The sequence below is a fragment of the Pullulanibacillus pueri genome, assembly GCF_014639255.1.
Taxonomy (GTDB): domain Bacteria; phylum Bacillota; class Bacilli; order Bacillales; family Sporolactobacillaceae; genus Pullulanibacillus; species Pullulanibacillus pueri.
In genome coordinates this window covers 1-24,216 of sequence record NZ_BMFV01000008.1, presented here as the reverse complement: position 1 = coordinate 24,216, position 24,216 = coordinate 1, and the positions used below count along the sequence as shown (strand labels likewise).

Below are 24,216 nucleotides of genomic sequence, written 5' to 3'. Positions count from 1 at the left end.
GGAGGTGTTATTAGTGAGAGTGTCTTTAATCGCTGCAATGGGTAAAAATAGAGTCATAGGTAAGGAAAATGACCTTCAATGGAAATTGCCAAGAGACTGGCAATACGTTGAATGGAACCCTCATACTGATTCTTTTTCATGTTTATGAGCGGAAGTTGAAATAATAAACTCTGAAAAAATAGGCGTACTACGAATTCAAATGAGTCGTTTTTGTAGTATGATAGTTAATAAACAAAGATAAAGTAAATAGAGGAGGAGTTTCATTGACTCAAGCCCCAGATTTGGAAGCAAGATCGCCATGGGCGGCCTTACAGAATGTTCACCAAGTCAGTGTGAATAAGAGTGAAGAACTAAAAAAGGAAATTAATTTACCGGGCAGTAAAAGCCTAACGAATAGAGCGCTAATTCTTGCGGCTGTTGCAGATGGTGAATCAACAGTAAAGGGGATATTAAGAAGTGACGATTCGTATTGGTGCATTGAGGCTTTAAAAAAATTAGGTGCTAAGATCACTGTAGATGGAGATACGGCTTACATAAAAGGCGTAAGTGGAAAATGGCAGCCAAGTGATGAACCACTCTATATTGGCGCTGGTGGGACTGTTGCCCGTTTTTTACCGGGTCTTGTAACAGCCCCAAAGACCAATGAAGCCTGGACCATTAATGCCAGCAAACGGATGTCAGAACGGCCGATTAAACCGCTTGTTGATGCTTTGAAACATTTGGGGGCATCGATCACTTATGGGGAAAAAGAAGGCTTTTACCCTCTTAATATTGATGGAAAGGGATTAACAGGAGGTTCTGTGGATATATCCGGAAACACGTCCAGCCAATTTATTAGCGGGCTGTTAATGGCGAGCCCTTACGCGGAGCAGCCAGTCACTGTGAATATTACCGAACCGATTGTTCAAGAATCCTATGTTCTCATTACGACGCATCTTATGAAGAGCTTTGGTGTTGACATCACGTATAACGAGAATCTTTCAAAGTTTGAGATTGCACCTAAGCATTATAAAGGGTCGCAGGTCATCATGGAGCCTGATGCCTCAGGTGCTTGCTACTTTTTTGCATTAGCTGCGCTTACAAAAAGTACGATTCGAGTGAATAATATCAGCTACGAATCTTCCAATCAACCGGATATTCGATTTGTGGATGTTTTAAAGGAAATGGGCTGCGCAGTGGAGATCGGAGAAGATTATGTCCAAGTGACCGGTCCGGAAACTTTAAAGGGTAATCAAACATTTAGCATGAGACCGATGTCTGATCAAGCGTTGACTCTCGCTGCCATCGCGCCTTTTGCTGATGGACCCATTACCATTCGTGAGGTTGAACACATTCGCCATCATGAATCGGATCGCATACAGGCAGCGGTGGAAATACTAACCCGTCTACAAATTAAAGTTGAAGAATATAAGGATGGTTTGAAGATCTATCCTGGCAAGCCTGTTGGAACTTTGCTTGATTCTTATGATGATCACCGGGTGGCAATGGCCTTCTCTATTTTGGGTGCCATTGTCGAGGATATCTCAGTAAAAGATCCGGGCTGCGTGTCAAAAACTTTCCCAGATTTTTATGAAAGATTAGAAGACATAGGATTGAATATTACTTATAAATAGAACATCAATGACCCCCTCTGAATAAAAAAGAGGGGGTATCCATACTTCTTGGACGCCTAACAATGATAAAAAAGGGATGATTGAATGAAATTAACGGTATTACCTGAGGACCTTGCTGTAATTAAATTAAGCCCTAAGCTCAATCCTCCTTCATGGATATTTAAGGATAGGCAGTTTATTTCCGTCACTTACACAGATGAGGAACTTTCAATTGTTTGCTTTGAAAAAATCGTCCCAAAAGATCTTGATGGAGACGTTGAAAAAGGCTGGAGCGCTTTAAAAGTAGAAGGACCTTTGGATTTTTCTTTAACCGGCATTTTAGCGTCACTGGCTAATCCTCTTGCTGACGCTAATGTGGGAATTTTTGCAGTTTCTACATACAATACAGACTACTTACTATTAAAAAGTGAACAGCTAGAAAAAGCAATTAACACCTTGCAAGCGTGTGGACATGAATTTAAGTGACTGTATGAAAAACTCGACTACTCACCAGAAGTGCTTATTGGGGTGTTGATGTACTAGTTTTGGTGTTATCACACGGATGTGATGGTTTTAGCCGATCGGCCTTCATGGCCGCAATTAATTTTGGTACGGACTATTTGTGTGCCAAAATGGATCTTCGGATGTGGGCTGTTCCAGAAGAAGTCTAGTTTAGTCGAGGCAACCAATTGTGCGTTGAACACCGACCCCACCCACGTCAAAAATCGTATAAACACGATTTTTCTGCGAGGCTAATTCTGCTAGTAGCTTTCCTTAGACCAGTGGGCATGAGGAAAGCGAGCGCTTTGAAGCGGAAATCCACAACGTCTTGATGTCCAGAGCTTTATACTTTCAAGAGTTCTTTAAATAAGGGCTGCATATGGCAGCCCATGCTCGGTTGCTTTTAGCTATCCTATTTTCACTCCCTGTGATCAGTATATTTATTGGCTTTTGATAAGGAGCGGATGGTTTTTAGTTCTGTTTCTGACAATGGGGGAGCACTTGTTGCTTGGAGATTATCTTCCAATTGCTCCATTCTACTCGCACCGGGAATAGCGGTAGCGACGGCTGGGTGGTTTAAAACATAGCGAATCGCTGTATGCGAAAGTTTGCGTGTACGATTCGTATTTTCTTTGAGCTCTTTAATGAGATGTTTCAATGCCTTTTCAGTATAGTCAAGATACCCTTTTTCAGAGATTTTGCTTATCCCTTTATCAGATAAAAGACCTTTAGCTACAGGACCGCGAGCGATAACACTCACATTTTTCTCAGCGAGAAAATCAAGCATTTCTTCCTCAGGGCGGCGATCTAAAATACTATATTGCATCATAACGCTGACAATCGAGGAGCGCTTGACATACTCACGGATGACATTGTGACGGATTGAGCTGATGCCATACCAGCGAATGAGACCTTCTTGCTTAAGTTCCTCAAACGCTTCGATAGTTTCATCTATCGGATCCTCAATGGTCCCTCCGTGTAATTGATAGAGATCCACGTAGTCAAGATTCAATCGTTTTAAGCTGGCCTTTAAGGCGTTTTTTATGTATTTTTTTGAAGGATCCCAATACCAGCCTTGTTTACCCGCTTCCCAATGGTTACCGCCTTTTGTTGCAATAATGACATCATCACGGCGGCCTTTCACTGCTTGACCTAAGAGTGATTCGATCCTTCCTTGTTCATAGAGATCGGCTGTATCGAGAAAGTTCATCCCATCATCGATCGCTTTTTGGATCATATGAATTGCTTCAGTATCATTGGCTGGAAGGGACATGGTCCCTAAGCCGATTTCGCTTACGGTTAAATCTGAGCTGCCAAGCTTATTGAATTTCATACACTTCACTCCATTAAGATTGATGTATCTATTATATAAGGGATGGCAGGGTAGCTTCAAATAATCTATTTGTCTTGTGAGTTGTAACTACAGATTGTATAGTGGATAAAAAGCGAGAAATGGAGATGATCGGGTGTCTAGGAAAGCTTTGTTAATCATTGACATGAGTAATGATTTTGTTGCTGAAAATGGGCGTTTAACAGCAGGAAAGGTGGCTAGGGATATTGTTCCTTATATTATTGAAACAGCGGATAGTTTTTTAGAACAGGGAGATCTCGTCATCTTTTGTATGGATGCGCATGAAGAAAATGATCGCCATTTTGAATTATGGCCACCCCATAATATTAAAGGCACCTGGGGACAAGAGATTTATGGTGATCTTGGAGAATGGTATCGCAAAAATAAGAATCATCAGCGGGTGACTTTCCTTCCTAAGCCAGAATACGATGCGTTTTTTAATACAGATCTTGAATCACGTTTAAAAGCAGAAGGCGTAGACGAGGTGCATTTGACCGGTGTTTGTACGGATATATGTGATTTTTTGACTGCCTACGGCGCTTACGCGAGAGGTTTTAAAACCGTTGCCCATAAAAAAGGAACTGCAACATTTACCGATCATCATGAGCTTTTCTTGACACAAATGGAACAGATTTTTAAAACAAAAATTGTTTAAGAGGTTGGTGCTTCATGTAAGCCTTTAAACCCCAATTTCTTGTGGAAAACAGAACTTTAAGTTTACATCAAATGATATATCATTTAGAATGGTATATAAATACAGAGGGACATAATAGGGGAATACATGAGGTGATTCGTACGGCTACTCCATTATATGAGAAGATTTATCAATCATTAAAAGAAGAGATCATGAACAACCGTTACAAAATTGGCGACCGTATACCTTCTGAGAAGGAATTGGCGGAGCTTTTTGGTGTGAGTCGTATTACGACGAAACGGGCGCTCGAAATGCTAGCTCGGGACGAGTTCATTATTAGAAAACCAGGAAGAGGCTCCTTTGTTAGTCGACAAGATCTACAAAAAACACCCCCAGTCCATGAAGAAGATGATGCACAGGAGCCCATGGTGAAGAAAAAAGAAGAGAACATTCTTATAGGCATGATCATTACTGATTTTGATTCCAGCTTTGGATTAGATGTGTTGACAGGGGTTGAAGAAGCTTCTGATGATAACACTTTTCTGCTTTTACATCGCACCCACGGGCATCCAGAGAACGAAGAAATAGCCATTCAACAACTGATTAAAACAGGTGTCCAAGGGTTAATCATAGTTCCTTCGCGAGCAGAAAATTTTAGTCCGGCTATTTTAAAATTGGCGGTTGAACAATTTCCGTTTGTGCTTGTTGATCGGCGTTTGAAAGGCATTGCGACTTACTCTGTCGCATCCAATAATGTTGTTGCTGCCCGAGAGGCCGTAGAATATTTGTTTAAGAAAGGCCATAAAAATATTGGACTTCTTTCCCCTCCACCACTTGATTCCACGACGGTAGAGGAAAGGATTGAGGGGTTTGTGCAAGCTCATGCCGAGAAAGGGATTGCTATTGATAAAAAACTCTGGATGAATGATATTATCAGCACACTACCGGACCAGTTCTCAGAAGAGAATATCAAGAATGACATTCAAAAGATTAAACGGAAAATAATGAAGAACCCACAGATGACCGCTTTATTGGCAATTGAATATAATATTGCACTCGAAGCTGAAAGCGCTATAAAAGCTCTTGGCTTAAGAATCCCTGAAGATATTGCGATTATATGTTTTGATCATCCTAGAGATCATGTTCATAACCTCAAATTTACTTATATACAGCAACCTCAAGTTGACATGGGACGAACGGCAAAATCGGTACTCCTTAAATTAATAAAAAAAGAAAAGCTGTCTAAAAATAAGTTTTTCTTAGACGCACATTTAATTGAAGGTCCTTCAACATAACCGATTGAGACTAAACGACTGACTTGTGATAATCACAAGTCAGTTTTTTTTATTGGGAAGGCAGAGTTTCATTTATATATCCGATATCCCTACGAAAAATATATCATAATATAAAATGTTTTAAGAAAATTATGTTGACATATTAATATATGCGTATTAGTATATTGATATAAATGAAAACGTTAACAAAAGAGGGGGTATAGTAGTTTAATCAGAAATTTAAAATTTGAGCAGCGGTGAGGTGAAGTTTATGAAAAAGCAAGTCATTCCAGATGCTATGGAAGAGATGATAGAAAATATAGCACATTGGAATCCTAGAGTTTCAGAGTATTTTAGACATTGTTATTCCAATACTTATTTATCAACTTTAGAACACCAAGAAGATGGTACAACCTTTGTCATTACAGGAGATATACCGGCGATGTGGTTAAGAGATTCTGCAGCCCAGGTCCGACCCTATTTACCTTTAGCTAAAGCTAATCCCGAGATGGCGAATCTGATTGCCGGGGTGATAAAAAAGCAGGTGGCTTTTATATTAAAGGATCCCTATGCGAATGCGTTTAATAAGGAAGCCAATGGTCATGGACATCAAGAGGATTTGACAGCAATGACCCCTGGAGTGTGGGAACGAAAATATGAAATTGATTCGTTGTGTTACCCTATTCAATTAGCTTATTTATTTTGGAGAGCGACAGGGCGGACTGATCATTTCACCCCGGAATTTTTGCAAGCTGTAACAGCCATCGTTGAATTGTGGAGAGTGGAACAAGATCATGAAACGGCCTCGACTTATCGTTTCGAAAGGAAGACGGATGTTTTATCGGATACGCTTAGCCACCATGGGAAAGGGAGTGCGGTGAAAAGAACTGGGATGACCTGGTCAGGATTTCGACCAAGTGATGATGCTTGTACCTTCGGCTACTTGGTCCCATCTAACGCCTTTGCGACTGTGGTGCTCGGTTATTTACTCACAATCGATATCATCAAGACAGAGCCGGAACTCCTCAGGAAAATAGAAGAGTTAAAGTTAGACATCGAAACAGGCATTCGTCATTACGGAATATACGAACATGAGATATATGGGCCAATATACGCGTACGAAACAGATGGCTATGGACATTTTAATTTGATGGATGATGCCAATATCCCTAGTTTATTGTCACTTCCTTATTTAGGATTTTGTTCGCCAGAAGATACCATTTATCAAAATACACGAAGATTTATTCTGAGTGAGGAAAATCCTTATTTTTTTAAAGGAAAGTTTGCTGAAGGCATTGGCAGTCCGCATACACCACATCACTTTATTTGGCCTCTTGCTTTAAGCATGCAAGGATTGACGGCACAAGATACTACAGAAAAATATAAGCTTTTAGATGTCTTGCTTCAAACCGATGGCGGAACACAACTTATGCATGAAAGTTTTGATCCTAACCATCCAGAGTCTTATACCCGTCCGTGGTTTTCATGGGCTAATGCGATGTTCTGTGAATTTGTGATGTCACTTTTTGAATTAGAAACTAAAGAGTTACTTCATCAAGCGAAAGTGTCTCAGCAGGTGCCATTTAAAAAGTAACGCACGGAGAATGATTAAAGAGAGGAGAGGAATTGTTATGGAATCACCATCGAAGCTATCATCTACCGAGACGGCATCTTTTTTAACCCAAAACAAGAAAGCGCTTAAAAAAGAAAGACGTCGTAAAAAACTGAAAGATATTGCTCAAAGTTGGGAATTGTACATATTTCTTCTGCCGGCTTTCCTCTATTTTGTAATTTTCCATTATATCCCTTTATATGGTCTCCTCATTGCTTTTAAGGATTATGTTCCAACATTAGGGGTTTGGGGAAGTCCTTGGGTGGGGTTTGAGTGGTTTACTCAGTTTTTTCACTCTTACTATTTTTGGGATTTAATTAGAAATACGATTGAAATTAGTCTGTACTCACTTGTCGTTGGGTTTCCATTACCGATTATCCTAGCTTTAGCGTTTAACGAGATCAAGGATGGTTTTTTTAAACGAGGTGTCCAAACCGTAACTTATGCTCCTCATTTCATTTCACTAGTGGTCATGGTTGGGATGATTATTGCTTTTCTATCCCCACAAACAGGGATCATTAACGATTTCCTTGGCCTCTTTGGTATTGGTCCTATTGCCTTTATGTCAGAGCCTGGATGGTTTAAAACCATTTTTGTGTTCTCGGATGTTTGGCAAGGGATGGGGTGGGGATCCATCATCTATATGGCCGCACTCTCGGGTATTGATCCTCAACTTCATGAAGCGGCAACTGTTGATGGCGCCTCACGCTGGCAAAGGATATGGCATATTAACATTCCTACACTTGTGCCGACAATGGTTATCTTATTTATTTTGGATATGGGTGGATTATTGTCTGTTGGCTTTCAGAAGATTTTGCTCATGCAAAATGATCTCAATATGGATACCTCAGATGTCATTTCAACCTTTGTCTACCGAACAGGGATTTTAGATACACAATATAGCTACTCAACGGCTGTTGGATTATTTGATGCAGTGATTAATGCAGCCCTCCTCGTTATTGTTAACCAAATTGCCAGAAAGCGGAGTCAGACAAGTTTATGGTAAATGAAAGGGGATAAACGAGTGACCACGATTAGAGAAAGTCGAAACGACCGTATTTTTAAAGCTTTTATTTATAGTTTTCTTATTGTCATTTTGATCATTGTGCTCTATCCACTCATTTATATTATCAGTGCTTCTATCAGTGATCCTACACTTGTGAGCTCAGGAAAGATGTGGCTTTGGCCAAAAGGGATTAATTTCGATGGCTATAAGTTGATTTTCCAAGATGATCAAATTTGGATCGGGTATCTTAACACCATTTATTATACGGTACTCGGTGTGCTGATCAGTCTAGCAATTACGTTACCGGCTGCTTATGCTTTGTCCAGAAGAAAACTTGTGGGTGGTAATTTCTTTATGATGATGTTTGCCTTTACGATGTTTTTTAGTGGCGGGCTTGTACCTACTTACTTACTTGTTAAAAATTTGGGGCTTGTCAATACTGTAGGCGCAATGGTTCTCCCAAATGCAGCGGCGGTTTGGAATATTATTGTCTGCCGGACGTTCTTTCAGGTCACCATTCCTAAAGAATTGGAAGAGGCAGCGATTATTGATGGTTGTTCCACGACAAAGCTCTTTTTTAAAGTGGTGATTCCTTTATCAATGCCAATCATTGCAGTTATGGCACTCTTTTATGGGGTTGGACAGTGGAATGATTACTTTAATGCTTTGATTTATTTGTCAGATAAAGAAAAGTATCCCTTGCAAATGATCCTTAGACAGATTCTCGTATTACAGGAGCTTGGGAATGACAATATGGCTACCTCTATCTCAAACAGTGCAGCAGAGGCTATGCAGCATAGTCAAAGTCTTGCGGACATCATGAAATATGCGATTATTATCGTTTCGACTCTGCCCATGATTATCGTCTATCCTTTCTTGCAACGGTTCTTTGTTAAAGGGGTCATGATTGGTTCTATTAAAGGCTAATACTTAGGGTCTTTAAGGAGGTGGGGTTATGGCCTAACAGTCCTTTTAACTCAAGAGGTCGTTTGAATTTCTGAATAGTTGAAGATTTAACTCAAAAAGGAGGGTATATTTCTTAATGAGAAAACTAACGATGCTTTTAATGACCTTTGTGCTGTTTTCCGGAATATTAATCGGGTGTTCGTCAAAAAATGCAACGACATCTTCAACCGTTAAGGACCCAGGTAAAAATTTTAACAAAACAGGTTATCCGATTGTCAATAAAAAAATTACATTATCAATGTTTGGTCCTTTGGCTGTGGCCAATGATTGGGATGAGCGAGAGTATTTTATAGAGATGGAGAAAAAAACAAACATTCATTTTGACTTTGAAACCCCTGATCGTGCCGATGCTGATACGAAGAAAAATCTGTTGCTTTCGAGTGGAGATCTCCCAGACATTTTCTATGGCTCAAGCTTCTCTCATCAAGATGAGATAAAATATGGCGAGCAAGGTGTCATTATTCCTCTTGAGGATTTGATTAAAAAATACGCGCCAAACATTCAGAAGATGCTAGACCAAGAGCCCGATATTAAGAAAGCGATAACAACACCGGACGGTCATATTTATTCATTGCCACAGGTTGATGAGGATCCGGGAATTTGGCACTTATGGTATAACGGTGAATGGTTGAAAAATCTTGGCATTAAGGAATTGCCAACAACGACTGATGGGCTTTTTGATCTCTTAATGAAATTTAAAAATGATGATCCAAATAAAAATGGAAAAGCGGATGAAATTCCTTTAAGTACAGCAGGAATGGATACCATTCGTGCGATGTTCCTCGGTGCCTTCGGCGTATCAAATCAACATATCGAACTTTTAAATAATAAAGTGGCTTATGGTGCAATCCAGCCTGGCTATAAAGAGTATCTCGCCTATATGAATAAACTGTGGAAAAATAATTTACTCGATCATGAAACCTTTTCACAAACAGATGATCAGCGGAAAGCGAAAGGACACAACGATCGACTTGGCTTGTTTCCAGATGCTCGTCCCTCATTCACAATGAATGTTGATTATGATAGTACGGATAATCCTGTAATGAATCTTGTTAAGGCGCCTGGAGTCGATAAACAAGTGTTTGAATTGCCGAATAAAGTGAGTAGCGGACAATTTGTTATTACGAAGGATAATAAACATCCTGCTGAATCGATAAGATGGGCGGATTATTCCTATTCCGATGAAGGCGCAGACTTTCTCCATAACGTAAAGGAAGGCACGTATTGGGAATGGAAAGATGACAGTAAAAAAGTGCGAGTGATCAAGGATCCACCTAAAGGATTTGATGATGCAGAAACCTTTCGATCCTCAATCTCTCCAGACTGGGGCATCCCTGTACCCATTCGTCGCCCCGCACAGGCCGATTTGGATTGGCAATGGGATGATAATAAATTCACTAATTGGTTAAAGAATGAAGAAAAGCAAAAATTGCTTCCTTATGGCGTGATGGCCTATCCGCAAGTGTATTTTACAAATGAAGAAAATAAAACCGTTACCCGTATTGAGCAAGACCTCAATAAATACGTCTCACAAATGGAAGCGAAATTTATCACGGGTCAAGAACCGCTTTCTAAATGGGATGATTATGTTAAAACTATTAAGAAAATGAACTTAGATGAACTCTTAGATACGTATCAAAAGGCATATGATCGCTATCAAAAGTAATTCAAAGAATAATAGTCATACCCAATACTAGTTTCCTTTGTGAGGTTACACAGTTAGATAAGGAGACCCCCGAGGTACTCGTGTAAAAATCTATCAACGGGGTTCTCTTTTTGTAAAAAGATAATAAGATAAGATGATAAAGTAAACGCTTTTAAAAAGTGAGGGAGAGAGCGATATGAATACTATTAAGGTTGGCTTTATTGGCACAGGCGGTATGGCTCAAGTCCATGCCGGGCAGTTAATGGCATTGGAAGAAGCTGAAATTGTAGCCATTGCGGACGTTAGCGAGGAAGCGAGAGAAAGATTTATTTCGAAATTCGGATTGCTGAAGGCAGAAGAATTTTCGGAGTATGAGGAAATGCTTGAGAAGGTTGCACTAGATGCAGTTGTTATTTGCTCGCCGCATACCCTGCATTTTCAACAAGCGACAGACGTATTAAACAAAGGCTTGCATGTGCTTATCGAAAAACCGATGACCTGTTCTTCCGAGGAGGCCGAGCAGTTGATTGCGACAGCAAAAGCTTCTGGAAAAGTTATGCAAGTCTCCTATCAACGTCATTTTCAACCTGAATTTATTTACATTCGAGAAGCGATTGCGAGCGGGCTGATTGGGAAAGTAACCTCGATTACCGCTTCTCTCTATCAACAGTGGTGGCGTGGGGAGAAGAGAACGAAAACCTTTTCGTGGCGCCAGCAGCCAGAACTCTCAGGAGGGGGCTTCCTAATGGATTCGGGAAGTCATATTATTGACGTGCTTCTGTGGACTTCGGGTCTAACGCCTGTAGAGGTGAAACCGCAGCTGTCGCAACAAGGGGCACCTGTAGAGATTGATACGTTTACCTCGATACGATTTGCGGAAGGGGCTGTCGCCGGCCTTAATCTCGTGGGGTATGCACCGATTTGGCATGAAACCTATGCCTTTTGTGGAGAGGATGGCGGTATCTTTTTTGAGAATGATAAGATCACGGTATACCGTGCGGGTCAAGAACCTATAACTCCAGAGCTTCCTAAGCCAACAACGAATCAGGATAAAAGTTTTATAGATGCCATTTTAGGACGGCATGAGGTGATGGTTCCTGGGGAATTTGCGTTAAAGGTCGTCAAGTTTTCAGAGATGGTGTATGAAGCAGCGAATTACTCACCTAAAACATACAAATAATGTCATTTTAAAGGAGGAATGAAGATGGGGTTTAGTATCGGGATGCGTATACCGGGGAAAATCGGTGCTGAAGGTATTGAAAAGGTGGCGAAGTGGGCAAATGAGATTGGCTTGGATACACTTGATGTGCCGCGTTTATCAGAAGAAGTAAAAAAGGCTTGCCAAGAAGCTGGCATGGGCATAGGAACTGTTGATGTGGGACATGTGGGGCAATTGTTTAGCGTAGATGAGGGGCGTCGTGCCGATGCTTTGAAAGCGGTTAAACAACAGATGACAGACATCTCGGAATTAGGTGGACGGGTGTTGTTTATGTGCTTAATTCCTGAAGACCATACGTTGCCACGTAAAGAGAGTTTTGCGATTTGGAAAGAAAGTTTTCCAGAAGTCGTCGCGCATGCAGAAGCCCTGGGCCTTTATATAGCCATCGAAGGTTGGCCAGGACCCGCTCCGTATTACCCAACACTTGGCTGTACACCTGAAATGTGGCGCGCCATGTTTGAAGCGATTCCGTCGGAACATTTTGGTATGACCTATGACCCTTCTCATTTAGTCAGATTAGGGATTGATCATTTGCGAGTGTTAAACGAGTTTGGTGAAAGAATTAATCATTGCCATGGAAAAGATACCGAGATCTTAAGTGAAGAGTTATATGAATTCGGTACAATTCAGGCGACCTTTGGGGAAAAATACCGGTTTTCTGAAGGGTCTTGGCGCTATACAATCCCTGGCGAGGGTCAAATTGATTGGGGGAAAATTGCACTCCGTTTAGAACAGTTAGGGTATCAAGGTGCCATTAGTATAGAGCTTGAAGATCATCGTTTTTCAGGTTCGCTCGAAAAAGAACAGCAAGGCATTATTAAAGCAGCGCAGCATCTTAAGCATTATTTTAAATAAGCGCTTCATCATTTTTGTGTTTGCACTTCATCACACGGGAGGTTGTTATAAGGATACTTGTAGCAACATCCTGTGTGATTGCTACCAAAATGTTCAGATGAAGCAAGAGAGGGGGAATCGTATGTATAAGGAAGTTCAAGTGGGGCTTATCGGCTATGGATTTTCTGGGAGAACCTTTCATGCGCCGGTCTTAACAACTATTCCTGGACTTAAATTGAACACTATCGTTCAACGAAAGGGAAGGAGTTCTCAAGATCGTTACCCTTGGGTTAATGTTGTTGATCATGTGGACGCATTGTATCAGGATGACACTATTGATCTAATTATAGTAACCACTCCAAGTACGAATCATTTTAAATTTGTTAAAGACGCGCTGTTGGCTGGCAAACATGTTGTAGTTGAAAAGCCCTTTACAACATCCACAGAGGAAGCTGATGCATTGATCGCTTTGGCAAAGCAGCAGAATAGGATGTTAAGTGTTTTTCATAATCGTCGTTGGGACGGAGACTTTCTGACCTTGCGTAGTCTTTTGAATGAAGGTATTCTGGGGCAATTAACTGAAGCGGAATTTTGTTGGGATCACTATCATCCTACTGCTCAACCCGGCAATTGGAGAGATAGTCAGGCACTAGGCTCTGGGGTTCTCTATGATCTCGGGGTCCATTTTATTGATCAAGCCCTTTGTCTTTTTGGTACGCCTCATACACTTCAGGCTGAGATTCGCCAACTTCGTCCTAGAGCTATAACCGATGACTTTTTTCGAGTCACCTTAGGCTATAAGGAGGGCTTGAGTCTGACGTTAAAGTCCTCAATGGTGGCAAGGGAACCGAGACCAAGATACCAATTTCATGGTACGAAAGGCTCTTTTATTAAATATGGAACCGACCCACAAGAACGGGCGTTAATCAATGGGCACACGCCGGCCTCGCCAAATTGGGGAAGAGAAGCTAAGGAATGGTGGGGGAAAATCAATATCATGTTAAATCAGTTACATATTGAAGGACACATTGAAACTCTTCCTGGTTCTTATGCGGCTTACTATCAAAACATTTATGATCATTTGACTCGGCAGACAGAACTTGCGGTTAAAGCAGAAGAAGCGCGTCAGGCCATTAAGTTAATTGAATTAGCAAAGAAAAGTCATGAGGAACAGAGGACTTTAGAAGTGAACTAGAAAATAGGATGGCTGTGAAAATTAAGATGCGAAAGGAATCTTTTAATGTCTCATTTTAAATTAGCTTTAAATACGTCGACGTTACTTGCCTTTCAATTGGATATTATAGAGCAGATAAAAGTTACCGCGCAGGCGGGTTACGAGGGTATTGAACTATGGGTCAAAGATATAGAGTCTTATTTAGAAAAAGGTGGCTCTCTTAAGGAACTGAAACAATTACTGGAGACGCATGGTCTTTCTGTTGTGAATGCCATCACTTTTTTTAAATGGACCGATGGTGATGAAACGGTAAGACAAGCCGGTTTGCTTCAGGCGGAGCGGGAAATGGCGCTCTTATATGAATTAGGTTGCAGAGCAGTAGCTGCCCCTCCAAGTGGTGATGTCAAAAATCTGTCATTGGAAACGATGGCGATTCATTTTACGGAATTAGTCGAAAAAGCCCGCAGAATAGGGATAGAGCCTTATCTAGAATTTTGGGGGAGATCGATAAAGCTACATAATTTAAGTGAAGCCATGTACATTGCCATGGAGAGCGGTAAATCGGATATCAAACTCTTATTGGATCTTTTTCATATGTATACCGGTGGAAGTTCTGTTGATCAATTAGCTTATATTCAAAAAGAAAACATTGGTATTATTCATGTGAATGATTATCCGGCTTTTCCTACTCAGACTCATATTGCTGATCAAGATCGTGTCTTTCCGGGAGACGGGATAGCCCCGATAAGACAGGTTGCATCTTATTTGGATGCTATAGGGTATGAAGGGTTTCTATCATTAGAACTATTTAATGATAATATCGGAAGTCAAACGCCTTTAGCGGTGGCAACTGAAGGGATACGAAAAATAAAAACGACCTTTTATCTTGAAGATCAAAAACACTCTTGACCCCATTTTGAAGAGATACAAGCACATTTATATTTCACCCATTTAATCGATAAGGGAGTTTTTCATTAAAAGAAGGGAGTGGAAAAGGTGAAAAAGGTTTGCGTAGCGTTGTTAGCTGTTGCCTTCTGTTTTGGGGTCTACACTTCTCGTTTGGCTTATGCCTCACCCCATCATCACTCAAATATGAGCCGTGCGATACAGACTTATCAAGCGATGACCCACTATTTTTATCAACCGACTTCTAACCTTTATTCTGAGACTTTCCCTATTGGAGAGGGTAACCCGTTTTCATATGTTTGGCCCTATTCCCAGGTATTAAATGCAACCTTGGATATGAGGTTACTCCCGAAAACAGGTGCAAAATATTCAGGGGATATTGAAAGTAGGCTAGCTGGGCTTCAAAATTATTGGAATGAAGAGAAGTCCCCCGCAGGCTATGATTCTTATGTCGATCCTCCCTTGGGTAATGGTGGCGATATTTTTTATGATGATAATGAGTGGATAGGGATAGATTTTATACAGCATTACGATATGACTGGAGATCCGCAATCCCTGAAAAAAGCAAAACAAATTTTTGAATTAGTAGTTAGCGGTTGGGATGATCATCCTGATCACCCCGCTCCTGGTGGTGTCTTTTGGACACAAGCGAGCTGGAGCCGGGACAGAAATACGATTTCAAATGCTCCTGCTGTTAAAATTGGATTGCATTTGTACCAGATAACAAAGAACCCCTATTACTTAAAGTGGTCCAAAAAAATGTATCACTGGGTTAATAAAAATATGCTGGCACCAAACGGGCTATATTGGGATCACATTGACCTCAACGGTAACATCGATAAAACCCAGTGGAGTTATAATCAAGGCGTCATGATCGGTGCCAATATATTATTCTATCAAACAACACATGAGAAAATATACTTAAAGCGCGCTGAAGATTTGGCGGATAAGTCTATGGCGTATTATAAACAAGAGGATCGGTTAAATAGCCAATCGGCTGTTTTTAATGCCATCTATTTTCGGAATTTGTTAAAACTGAGTACCTTTAACCACAATCAAAAGTATATAAAGATGATTAATGAGTATGCTCAATCTACCTGGGATGCCAACAGAAATCAAGAGACCAACCTGTTTACTTTTAATAGTGATCAATCAGAACTCTTGCAACAAGCAGGAATGGTGGAAATTTATGCTCTGCTAAGTTTAAAAAAACAAGACTACCCTCTTCTGCCTTAGTCACTGAACATGAAGTGGCAAGGTAAACCGCAAAGTCTTAAAGGAATGAACGTGTATACTTAAGCTAAAAGACGTAACCCTACTGGGAGTCCCTTCTATACCAAGGAGGGACTCCTATTTCATTGAATCACAAAATATGTATCCAAACACATTGATATTTATAGGATATATTCTTTTTAACCCAAGAGTCGCAAGCTTTTCTTATTCATTCCTCTATGTGATACACTAAAGGCGACATGAATGAAAAGAGGGGAATTGGATATGACTGATTTAGTAGAGAAAACATTACATTCGAAAACCATTTTTGAAGGTAAAGTGATTGATTTGCGGGTGGATACAGTTGAATTGCCAAACGGTGAAACAAGCACACGTGAAATTGTTAAGCATCCTGGTGCAGTAGCAGTAATCGCCTTGACGGATGAAGGGAAATTAGTGCTTGTACAACAATATCGAAAGCCTTTAGAAAAGCTTTTATTTGAAATTCCTGCGGGTAAGCTTGACCCAGGCGAAGCTCTCGAAACCTGTGCCTTAAGAGAATTAGAAGAAGAGACCGGTTATCGTTGTCGTTCCATTGAACATGTTGTTTCTTTCTATACATCCCCCGGCTTTTCCGACGAATTGATTCATATTTATTTTACGGATACTTTGATTCGTGGCGAGCGCCATCTTGATGAAGATGAATTTTTAGAAAACTATGAGGTCGATTTACAAGAAGCGCTACAGCTCCTTAAGGAGAAGAAAATTGACGATGCTAAAACAGTCTATGCGGTACAATATCTACAAATGCAACAATAGTCTAAGTAATAATGATATTTAAAAGGACGGAAAAGCATGCAGGATTTTTATGCGGATTTACATATTCATATTGGGAGAACACGGACAGGAAGGCCAGTTAAAATTACCGGTAGCCGAACGCTGACCATTGATCGCATTCTGGAAGAAGCTAGTCTGCGTAAAGGGCTTGATATCGTAGGTGTGATTGATTGTCATGTGCCTGAAGTTTTAGATGAAATCGAGGCGATGAAGGAGAGCGGACGGGTTTGCGAGCTTCAAGAGGGCGGGCTGCGTTTTGAGAAAGTGACGCTCATATTAGGCTGCGAAATTGAAGTGAAAGATGCCTTTTGCCAAGGGCCGATACATGTCTTAGCTTATCTACCGACCTTAAAGACGATGCGAGCGTTTAGCGAATGGTTAGGCAAGCATGTGACGAATAATACATTAAGTACACAACGTTTTTTTGGTTATGGGAAAGAGATTCAAGAAAAAGTAAAAGATCTAGGAGGTCTTTTTATTCCTGCTCATGTTTTCACTCCTTTTAAAAGTGTCTATGGTGTTGGGGTGAAGCAATCGATTTCTGAAATCCTCGATCCAGATTTAATTGATGCGATTGAATTAGGTCTCAGTTCAGATACGGAGATGGCCGATCAACTCGAAGAGCTCCACCGTTACCCGTTTGTAACGAATTCAGATGCCCATTCGTTAAAGAAAATTGCCCGTGAATATCAAACCTTTCGATTAGAGCAAGCGACTTTTACTGAGCTCAGTTTGGCCTTAAAGCATAAGGAGGGTCGAGACATTGTTGCGAATTATGGATTGAACCCACGGCTTGGAAAATATCATCGTACCCGTTGTGCAGCGTGCCTTTCTGTTATTGAAGCGTATCATCAAGGAGATCGCTGTCCAGACTGCGGTCATAAGCGGGTGGTTAAAGGTGTGCGTGATCGTTTAGAGGAGTTGAAATCTGCTAAAACAAGTGGGCCTCATCGTCCACCCTATATTCATCAAGTGCCACTAGAATTCATTCCGAAACTTGGTCCTAAAACATTAGAGAAATTATTAGTGCATTTTGGAACTGAAATGAATGTCCTGCATCAGGCAACGGCTGCTGATCTCACAGTATTGGTGGGGCCGTCGCTTTCGCAACTGATTATCGCCGCAAGAGAAGGAACTTTAGCGGTTGAAACAGGAGGGGCTGGCCGATATGGTCGTGTGACTATGAATTCTGAGATGGAAAAGTAGGGGAAGATGTAAGAAATCTTTGTCCTCTATTAAAATGTGTCATAGATTTCTCTCTGAATCATAGACTCGAAGTATAGAGTTTGTGAGGAGGAATCATCAATGCCAAGGGAAGCGACTTTAAAGGCAAAACTCAATCATCATATTCAAGAAAACATTTCAATCTATACTTTTACTATTGTGCTCTTTTTAATGGGGATTATTTTTGGGGCGATTATTGTTAATAGTTTGCCTGATGAAGCAAAAAGTAATTTGTTTAATTATCTCGAACGCTTTTTTGGTGAGGTTTCTGGGAATAATGTTGCTGTGCCTTCAGTGATGTTTAATGAGGGGTTTACCCATTACATACAATATATTGGTTTTATATGGATTTTAGGTCTTTCAATCATCGGATTGCCTATTATTTTTGTCCTGCTATTTTTAAAAGGGATTGTTATTGGTTTTACGGTTGGCTTTTTGGTGAATCAAATGGGGATGCATGGTTTTTGGCTGGCGATCGCCAGTATTTTTCCACAAAATCTACTGGTTATCCCGTTATTTATTATTGTAAGCACGACATCTATCGCTTTCTCTTTGAAAATGATTCGTCAACTTTTGATGCGGACGCGTAAGCAGCCCTTACTCCCACAGTTTGGTCAGTACGTGTTGATGATGTTCGGGATGGCCGTGGTCATTGCTCTTGTTTCTTTATATGAAGCTTATGTATCACCTGTCCTTATGCGTGCCATTCTCAACTAAAGATATTAATCTATAACAATTACAAATATTACTTTATAATGATTTTAATTTGACACCTCTTTTGCCTAAGATTATAATAATTTTAGAGAATGGCGAGGGAGGCCTGCATGTGGAAACGCGAATTGAACGGATCAAATCACAACTCCATTCACAAAAATATAAGTTGACACCACAAAGAGAGGCTACCGTTCGAGTTTTATTGGAAAATGAGAAAGATCATCTCAGTGCTGAAGATGTGTACCTCCTCGTTAAAGATAAAGCACCGGAGATTGGTCTTGCGACGGTTTACCGAACTTTGGAATTATTGACTGAATTAAAAGTTGTTGACAAAATAAATTTTGGTGATGGCGTATCCCGATATGATTTACGTCAAGAAGGAGCCGCTCACTTTCACCACCATCTCGTATGTATTGAGTGTGGTGCGGTGGATGAGATTCAAGAAGACTTGCTTGGAGATGTAGAGAAAGTGGTTGAAAAAGGCTGGAATTTTTTAATTAAAGACCACAGGCTCACCTTCCATGGCATCTGTTACCGGTGCCAAGAAAAGAATGACAAGGAATAAATCGTAGATGAAACAGCGAGGACCTTTTCCAACAATGGGAGAGGTTTTTAAGTTTTTACATTACCAGAGAAAGAGCTGGCGTGGGTTCAAAGGGTTAGAATGGATAGGATAAGAACCTTGACCATCGTCATTGGACTAGGTGACACCCTTAAACCAAGGTTTTCTAAGATGCAAGAGCTTTCATTGGACTATTTTGTACAACTTCTTATAAATATCAGGTATAAACCCGGTTCTTTTTGGCATACCTCTTTAATAGAGAATAGGAACTGGGGGTGCAGAGATTTGAGATCTGCATGGAAGGTTATTTTTGATACAATGAAGGTATTCCTTTTGTTTGTAGGATGTACAGTTCTTTTTTATTTTGGTCTAAAGTGGCTTGATGAAAACTATGAAGGGTATCACCAATATGATGTCCCAAGCGGGGGAGCTGTGAAGGTCTTTAATCCTTCAGGTACTCCAGTGAACGACGCGCCAACATCGGATTCGCTATCTTCAAGGTTTTTTCAATTCATACGAGATGGGGAATAGTATGAAAGATTCGGTCCAAGATTTTTTGCATTATCTATTGGTTGAACGTGGTTTGGCCGATAACACGATTCAATCCTATAAAAGAGATTTATATCAGTATCTCGATTACATACATAATCATGAACATATTGAAGACTGGACGCTTGTCACCCGACAAATGATTACTCAATATTTATATGCGTTAAAAGATAAGGGACGACAAGCCACAACCTTAGCACGACAAACGGCAAGTATTCGCTCTTTCCATCGCTTTTTGATTAGGGAAGGCGTGACGTCACATGACCCGAGTGATCAGGTGGGCGTGCCAAAGACAGAAAGAAAGCTACCCAAGGTTCTCTCTATGAATGATGTCGAGCGTTTACTCACTGCCCCAGATTTGGCAACACCAATAGGGATGCGCGATAAAGCTATGCTCGAAGTCCTATATGCGACAGGACTGAGAGTGTCTGAACTTGTTCAATTAAATGCAGAAGATCTCCATCTTACTTTAGGATTCCTGCGCTGTATAGGAAAAGGGAACAAGGAGCGTATTGTCCCTTTAGGCGGACATGCTGTTCGAGCAGTGGAAAACTATTTATCAGAAGCTAAGCCCTTCTTGCTTAAAAAGAAAAATAATGATGCTTTGTTTGTTAATCATCGGGGGGAACGTTTGACCCGGCAAGGTTTTTGGAAAATATTAAAGAAACTGGCACTTGAGGCTGGGATTCAAAAAACGATTACCCCACATACTCTGCGCCACTCGTTTGCGACCCATTTGTTGGAAAATGGGGCTGATTTACGGGCGGTACAAGAGATGCTGGGTCATGCAGATATATCAACAACCCAAATTTATACTCATGTGACCAAGCATCGTTTAAAGGATGTCTATTCAACCTATCATCCTCGTGCTTAAGTTTAGCTAGTTATTGAAGATAACATCGAAGATTCACATTGATGAAGACAGAAAGGAAGTAAAACAAGATGAATCACGCTTTTAAACGGGTTTTTCTTATTGTCCTCGACTCCGTTGGGATTGGTGAAGCCCCTGACGCAGAAACATTTGGAGATAAAGGTTCAGACACACTCGGTCATATTGCTGAGAAGATGAATGGGCTGAAATTGCCTCATCTTAGTGACTTTGGTTTAGGAAACATCCGATCAACTATTAAAGGGATCGAGCCTGCAAAGCAACCGAAAGCGCATTATGGTTTAATGCAAGAAGCTTCAAATGGAAAAGACACGATGACAGGACATTGGGAAATCATGGGGTTATACATAGACAAGCCGTTTATTACTTTTCCAGAAGGCTTTCCAGATGAGTTAATACAGGAACTTGAAAAAAGAAGCGGGCGTAAAATCATTGGGAATAAACCCGCCTCAGGAACTGAAATATTGGATGAATTAGGGGAAGAACACCTTAAGACGGGTGCTTTGATCGTGTATACCTCAGCCGATTCTGTATTACAAATTGCCGCTCATGAAGAGGAAGTCCCTCTTGAAGAACTTTATCGGATTTGTGAAACAGCTCGTGAATTGACAAAAGATCCGAAGTATATGGTGGGACGTGTCATCGCCCGTCCTTTTGTGGGTGAACCAGGACACTTTGAGCGCACGTCCAACCGTCATGATTATGCGTTAAAGCCTTTTGGTAAAACAGTAATGAACACCCTTCAAGAGAATGGCTTGGATGTTATTGCTTTAGGGAAAATCAATGACATTTATGATGGGGAAGGGGTTACTGATGCCATTCGAACAAAAGATAATATGGACGGTGTCGATCAACTTCTGAAGGTAGAGAAGCGTGATTTTACGGGTTTAGCTTTCTTAAATCTTGTAGATTTTGACTCTAAGTATGGGCATAGACGCGATCCTATCGGGTATGGAGAGGCGCTTGAAGCCTTTGACCGCCGCCTCCCAGAGATTGTAAATCAATTACAAGACGACGATCTTTTATTAATTACAGCCGATCATGGTAATGATCCGACTTACAAAGGTACGGATCATACACGAGAATTCGTTCCGCTTTTGGCTTATCATAAGGGGATTACAGAAGGGAAACACATTCCGACACGACAAACATTTTCCGATTTAGGTGCCACCGTGAGTGAAAACTTTAATGTGGAACAACCGGAAAACGGGAATAGTTTTCTTGAAATTATAAAGAAGGGGTGAGGGGAGTATGTCTTTAAAGGCAAAAATAACTGAAGCAGCAGAAGCACTCAAAAATAAACTGCAAGATCAACCTAAATTGGCGCTTATTCTTGGTTCTGGATTAGGTCCATTAGCGGACGAACTTGAAGAGGCAACGAAAATAACGTATACCGATCTTCCTTATTTCCCGCAGCCTACCGTTGAAGGCCATGCTGGGCAATTTGTTTCTGGTCGATTACACGGTATCCCTGTTTTAGCGATGCAAGGGCGCTATCACTATTACGAGGGTTATTCATTAGAACAAGTGACATTTCCTGTCCGAGTGCTTAAGGCCATCGGAATTAAAACACTCATTGTAACAAACGCTGCCGGTGGTGTGAATGAAAGTTATAAACCGGGCGAGTTGATGTTGATTCAGGATCATATCAATTGGATGGGTCAGAATCCATTGATTGGACCGAATGATGCCACTTTAGGCGCCCGATTCCCTGATATGTCTGAAGTCTATGATGCGAAGCTGCGCAAAATAGCAAGAGAAACAGCGGCCTCGCTAGACATTAAACTCAATGAAGGGGTTTACTGCGCAGTGACAGGGCCATCTTATGAAACCCCAGCAGAAGTTCGCATGATTCGGACTCTAGGTGGCGACGCCGTTGGCATGTCGACCGTTCCTGAAGCTATCATTGCTCGTCATGGTGGGATGAAAGTCCTTGGGATTTCGTGTATTACCAATGCAGCCAGTGGGATCCTTGATCAACCACTTTCGCATGACGAAGTGATAGAAACGAGTGAACGTGTGAAAGAAACGTTTATTCAACTTGTAAAGGCGATAGTGAAAGCAATTAGATAATAAGGGTAATGCAATGAAAACGAGGAGGTGACAAGTTATGAGAATGCTCGATCTTATAGAAAAGAAGCGGGAAGGACAAGCGCTTTCGACTGAAGAAATACATTTTTTTATCGATGGCTATACCCGTGACCAAATTCCGGATTATCAAGTGTCAGCCTTACTTATGGCCATTTATTTTAAGGGCATGACAGATCAAGAAATCAGTGATCTAACGATGGCTATGGTGGATTCTGGGGATACGGTTGACTTATCTCCTATTAAAGGGATTAAAGTAGATAAACATTCGACCGGCGGCGTAGGGGATAAAACGAGCCTTATTGTTGGACCGCTAGTTGCCGCGGCAGGAGTTCCTGTAGCCAAAATGTCAGGTCGCGGGCTTGGTCATACTGGAGGCACTATTGATAAGCTAGAGGCCATCCCTGGTTTTCACATTGAACTATCTCGCGATGAATTTATTGAGCACGTGAACACACATAAAATTGCGATTGTTGGACAAAGTGGTAATCTCACGCCTGCAGATAAAAAACTGTATGCCTTACGCGATGTGACAGGCACAGTGGCTTCCATTCCTTTAATCGCAAGTTCAATTATGAGTAAAAAAATTGCTTCTGGAGCAGATAGTATCGTCCTTGATGTTAAAGTCGGTTCTGGTGCGTTTATGAAAACCTTGGAGGATGCTCGGCGTTTAGCGGCTGAAATGGTGTCCATCGGAAAATCATTGAACCGACAAACGATTGCAGTGCTATCCGATATGAATCAACCCTTGGGCCGTGAAGTTGGAAATGCCAATGAAGTTCGTGAGGCGATTGATGTTCTCAAAGGGCAAGGAGAGGAACGTCTCACTGAAGTCTGCTTGACCATTGCGAGTCAGATGGTGGTCGCAGGTGGTATTTACAAGGATGTTGAATCAGCTCATGAGGGTCTGCAAGAATTAATTTCGTCAGGTCAAGCGCTAGAGCAATTTAAGACTTTTGTCCAGGCTCAGGGTGGAGATCCTGCCGTCATCGATGATCCGAGTCAACTTCCTGAAGCATCCCAACATATTAAATTTCAGACGGATCAAGAGGGTTACGTCCATTCTATTGATGCTGAGCAAGTCGGACTTGCGGCGATGTTACTTGGGGCTGGACGGCAACAAAAAGAAGATGCGATTGATTATGCCGTGGGCATCACCTTGTTGAAAAAAGTAGGCGATCCTATTAACATTGGCGATACGCTAGCTGTTCTTCATTGTCAGCATCCTTCAGTGGCTGAGGCACTAGAAAAATTAGAAGCGGCTTATCAAATCTCTTCTCAGAAACCCGAAGAACAACCGATTATTTACGATATCATCAAGTAAAAAAGCAGGACAGCCGAAGGGTTGTCTTGCTTTTTTATAATTTACGACTTTAGTCAGTTGAGCTCGCGATAGCGTGCGAAACAATAAACCACCTGCTATGCAG

General features: G+C 41.1%; 23 protein-coding genes and 1 pseudogene. 23 read left to right on the top strand and 1 reads right to left on the bottom strand.

Annotated elements, in window-relative coordinates:
* Nucleotides 1-13 precede the first annotated feature (13 nt).
* From IEV91_RS06935 to IEV91_RS06925, 3 genes and pseudogenes are all read left to right on the top strand, one after another.
* Nucleotides 14-112 (top strand): annotated as a pseudogene (locus IEV91_RS06935) (dihydrofolate reductase); the annotation flags it as partial.
* Nucleotides 113-263: 151 nt separating this feature from the next.
* Nucleotides 264-1,613 carry a 3-phosphoshikimate 1-carboxyvinyltransferase gene (gene aroA, locus IEV91_RS06930; RefSeq protein ID WP_188496705.1) on the top strand — a complete coding sequence of 450 codons (1,350 nt, stop codon included), beginning with the start codon at nt 264-266 and terminating at the stop codon, nt 1,611-1,613.
* A gap of 84 nt (nt 1,614-1,697) precedes the next feature.
* The gene (locus IEV91_RS06925; protein WP_188496704.1) at nt 1,698-2,078 is read left to right on the top strand and encodes an ACT domain-containing protein; all 381 of its coding nucleotides are present in this window, start codon (nt 1,698-1,700) and stop codon (nt 2,076-2,078) included.
* A gap of 433 nt (nt 2,079-2,511) precedes the next feature.
* Here IEV91_RS06925 and IEV91_RS06920 read toward each other — a convergent pair whose 3' ends face one another.
* Complete coding sequence (locus tag IEV91_RS06920; protein WP_188496703.1) at nt 2,512-3,426, bottom strand: aldo/keto reductase; 915 nt, start codon at nt 3,424-3,426, stop codon at nt 2,512-2,514.
* Nucleotides 3,427-3,559: 133 nt separating this feature from the next.
* On the opposite strand from IEV91_RS06920, the gene IEV91_RS06915 reads away from it, so the two are divergent.
* From IEV91_RS06915 to IEV91_RS06820, 20 genes are all read left to right on the top strand, one after another.
* Nucleotides 3,560-4,099 (top strand): cysteine hydrolase family protein, encoded by a 540-nt coding sequence (locus IEV91_RS06915; protein WP_188496702.1) that lies wholly within the window; start codon nt 3,560-3,562, stop codon nt 4,097-4,099.
* A 131-nt stretch (nt 4,100-4,230) separates the two neighbouring features.
* Complete coding sequence (locus IEV91_RS06910) at nt 4,231-5,373, top strand: GntR family transcriptional regulator (RefSeq protein WP_229745451.1); 1,143 nt, start codon at nt 4,231-4,233, stop codon at nt 5,371-5,373.
* A 250-nt stretch (nt 5,374-5,623) separates the two neighbouring features.
* Nucleotides 5,624-6,946 (top strand): glycoside hydrolase family 125 protein, encoded by a 1,323-nt coding sequence (locus IEV91_RS06905; protein WP_188496700.1) that lies wholly within the window; start codon nt 5,624-5,626, stop codon nt 6,944-6,946.
* A 37-nt stretch (nt 6,947-6,983) separates the two neighbouring features.
* Nucleotides 6,984-7,970, top strand: coding sequence for an ABC transporter permease (locus IEV91_RS06900; RefSeq protein ID WP_188496699.1), 987 nt, complete (start codon nt 6,984-6,986; stop codon nt 7,968-7,970).
* An 18-nt stretch (nt 7,971-7,988) separates the two neighbouring features.
* Complete coding sequence (locus IEV91_RS06895) at nt 7,989-8,897, top strand: carbohydrate ABC transporter permease (protein WP_229745450.1); 909 nt, start codon at nt 7,989-7,991, stop codon at nt 8,895-8,897.
* A 115-nt stretch (nt 8,898-9,012) separates the two neighbouring features.
* Nucleotides 9,013-10,602 (top strand): type 2 periplasmic-binding domain-containing protein, encoded by a 1,590-nt coding sequence (locus IEV91_RS06890; protein WP_188496697.1) that lies wholly within the window; start codon nt 9,013-9,015, stop codon nt 10,600-10,602.
* Between the two features lie 175 nt (nt 10,603-10,777).
* Nucleotides 10,778-11,761, top strand: a complete 984-nt coding sequence (locus tag IEV91_RS06885) for a Gfo/Idh/MocA family protein (protein ID WP_188496696.1) — start codon at nt 10,778-10,780, stop codon at nt 11,759-11,761.
* A 24-nt stretch (nt 11,762-11,785) separates the two neighbouring features.
* Entirely contained in the window at nt 11,786-12,655 is an 870-nt protein-coding gene (locus IEV91_RS06880) for a sugar phosphate isomerase/epimerase family protein (protein WP_188496695.1), read from the top strand.
* 121 nt (nt 12,656-12,776) lie between these two features.
* On the top strand, nt 12,777-13,829 hold the full coding sequence (locus IEV91_RS06875) for an oxidoreductase (RefSeq protein WP_188496694.1): 1,053 nt from the start codon (nt 12,777-12,779) through the stop codon (nt 13,827-13,829).
* A gap of 45 nt (nt 13,830-13,874) precedes the next feature.
* Entirely contained in the window at nt 13,875-14,717 is an 843-nt protein-coding gene (locus IEV91_RS06870; RefSeq protein WP_188496693.1) for a sugar phosphate isomerase/epimerase family protein, read from the top strand.
* 87 nt (nt 14,718-14,804) lie between these two features.
* Entirely contained in the window at nt 14,805-15,950 is a 1,146-nt protein-coding gene (locus tag IEV91_RS06865; RefSeq protein ID WP_188496692.1) for a glycoside hydrolase family 76 protein, read from the top strand.
* A 261-nt stretch (nt 15,951-16,211) separates the two neighbouring features.
* Nucleotides 16,212-16,745 (top strand): NUDIX domain-containing protein, encoded by a 534-nt coding sequence (locus tag IEV91_RS06860; RefSeq protein WP_188496691.1) that lies wholly within the window; start codon nt 16,212-16,214, stop codon nt 16,743-16,745.
* A gap of 36 nt (nt 16,746-16,781) precedes the next feature.
* The gene (locus IEV91_RS06855; RefSeq protein WP_188496690.1) at nt 16,782-17,969 is read left to right on the top strand and encodes an endonuclease Q family protein; all 1,188 of its coding nucleotides are present in this window, start codon (nt 16,782-16,784) and stop codon (nt 17,967-17,969) included.
* A 99-nt stretch (nt 17,970-18,068) separates the two neighbouring features.
* Complete coding sequence (gene spoIIM, locus IEV91_RS06850) at nt 18,069-18,704, top strand: stage II sporulation protein M (RefSeq protein WP_188496689.1); 636 nt, start codon at nt 18,069-18,071, stop codon at nt 18,702-18,704.
* Nucleotides 18,705-18,813: 109 nt separating this feature from the next.
* Nucleotides 18,814-19,266, top strand: a complete 453-nt coding sequence (gene fur / locus IEV91_RS06845; RefSeq protein WP_188496688.1) for a ferric iron uptake transcriptional regulator — start codon at nt 18,814-18,816, stop codon at nt 19,264-19,266.
* 282 nt (nt 19,267-19,548) lie between these two features.
* A complete protein-coding gene (locus IEV91_RS21865) occupies nt 19,549-19,794 on the top strand; it encodes a YqzK family protein (RefSeq protein WP_188496687.1) in 246 nt (81 codons plus the stop codon).
* A 1-nt stretch (nt 19,795) separates the two neighbouring features.
* Complete coding sequence (gene xerD / locus IEV91_RS06835) at nt 19,796-20,686, top strand: site-specific tyrosine recombinase XerD (protein ID WP_188496686.1); 891 nt, start codon at nt 19,796-19,798, stop codon at nt 20,684-20,686.
* Between the two features lie 68 nt (nt 20,687-20,754).
* Nucleotides 20,755-21,945 carry a phosphopentomutase gene (gene deoB / locus IEV91_RS06830; RefSeq protein ID WP_188496685.1) on the top strand — a complete coding sequence of 397 codons (1,191 nt, stop codon included), beginning with the start codon at nt 20,755-20,757 and terminating at the stop codon, nt 21,943-21,945.
* 7 nt (nt 21,946-21,952) lie between these two features.
* Nucleotides 21,953-22,774 (top strand): purine-nucleoside phosphorylase, encoded by an 822-nt coding sequence (locus tag IEV91_RS06825; protein ID WP_188496684.1) that lies wholly within the window; start codon nt 21,953-21,955, stop codon nt 22,772-22,774.
* 37 nt (nt 22,775-22,811) lie between these two features.
* Entirely contained in the window at nt 22,812-24,113 is a 1,302-nt protein-coding gene (locus IEV91_RS06820) for a pyrimidine-nucleoside phosphorylase (RefSeq protein WP_188496683.1), read from the top strand.
* Nucleotides 24,114-24,216: the final 103 nt, after the last annotated feature.